Annotated in this window: 1 protein-coding gene; it reads right to left on the minus strand. The window is 67.9% G+C overall.

Annotated features, from left to right (window positions below; genetic code table 11):
- Positions 1–13: 13 nt before the first annotated feature.
- Complete coding sequence (locus CCO02nite_RS15540; RefSeq protein WP_146844086.1) at positions 14–1525, minus strand: IS1634 family transposase; 1512 nt, start codon at positions 1523–1525, stop codon at positions 14–16.
- Positions 1526–1637 lie beyond the last annotated feature (112 nt).

A 1637-nucleotide genomic window follows, 5' to 3' on the forward strand; every position in this document is an offset into this window, starting at 1 on the left:
GAGTTTGATCAGGTTAGTGTCCAGTGGCTCTGGTCTTGATGGCTTCGAGGACGGCGGCGAGGTCGTCGGGTAGGGGGTCGGCGGCGGTGATCGTGTGCTCGCCGAGGGTGATCTCGATGGTTCGGTAGCGGCGGGCGGTCTTGACGAACTTGCGCAGTGACCATCCGGTGGTCTCCTCGATCCAGCGGCCGACGGCGATTGCGGTGAACACGATGCTCAGGTGGGCCTCGATCGAGTCGCGGGTTCGGGCGTAGATCGGTCGGGCGGCGAGGTCGGACTTCGCCATCCGGAACGATTTCTCGATCTGCAGCAGGCGCCGGTAGGCGCCGATGACCGTCTCGGGGGTCGGGTCGGGAATGTTCGTGACGTAGCCCTTGATGCCGGCCAGCGCCCTGGCCTTGGCTTCCAGGTCGCGGTTCACGGTCTTGGTCGCGCCGGACAGCTGCACGAACCGGTTGCGTTTGACCGGGGTGCGCCCGGCGACGGCGTCCTCGGCTTTGCGGACCTGCTCGTCGATGCCGTGCAGGGTCCGCCGCCCGCGGTCGTGCGAGTACTGGTAGTAGAAGACCTGGTCACGGCGCTTGTCTGACGGGGCTGCGGGCCACGGCTGGGTGAAGACGTGCCCGTCGGGGATCGCTTCGCCGGGGTGTTCCCGGTGCCATTTCTGGATCTGGTAGGGCACTTCGGGCGTCTTCGCGCCCAGGATGAAGGACAGCCCTTCGGCCTCGATCGCGCGCTTGTTCGCGTCCGAGATCATCCCCGCGTCGGCCACGATCACCACGTCCGCCAGCCGGTGGGCGGCCATGAACGCCCGCAGGGTGGGCACCATCGTGGTGGTCTCGGCCTTGTTGCCCTCGAACGCGTTGACCATCAGCGGGAACCCGGCCGCGTCGGTGAGCAGCCCCACGGCGATCTGCGGCTCGATGCGCCGTTCCTTGGAGAACCCGGACTCGCGGAACCCGTCACCCTCGTGGGTCTCGAAGTACAGCGTGGTCACGTCGTAGAGCACGAGCGTGGCCGGGCCCAGCTTCGCGTGCCTGGCGCAGGCGACAGCGAGCTGCTCACGCCATCCTTCGGCGCTGTAGACCCGCAGCCGGCGGGTGATCGTCGGATAGGAGACCGTCGCGATCCCGGCCTCGGCAAGCACCCGCAACGAGTCGTACTTGCTGGTCGGCTCGATGATCCGCGCCAGCACCAGGTCCCGGAACACCTCATCCCCACCAGCCGCATCCGCGAACCCCAACGCGTCATATGCGCTGGTCAGCGCGTCCCACAGGTGCCCCATCCGGGAGGTCTTGATCGGCAACGGGCCGCCCGCCTGCGGTGGCCGCCGCAACCCCAGGTCGAGCTCGTCCTGTCCACCCGCGAGCGTCTGGCGCGCGACCGTCTTGAGCAGCTCGAGCTCGGCGTCGTCGTGCGCGGACCCGATGTGCTTGATGTCCCGGGCGCCCTTGCGGTTGGAGTACACGATCTGCACTGCCCGCGCCCCCGACGCCGTCCTCACGGTCCGGATGTGCGGGGCCACCCAGCAAGCCTAGAGCCGACCGTTAGTGCACAGAATCCAGCCATCACAGCCACGAACCCGCAGGTCAGCGCCACGCGCACGTCCGAACAGCCGATCCGTGATCAAAGTCGGG

It is taken from the genome of Cellulomonas composti, from assembly GCF_007990245.1.
GTDB lineage: Bacteria > Actinomycetota > Actinomycetes > Actinomycetales > Cellulomonadaceae > Cellulomonas > Cellulomonas composti.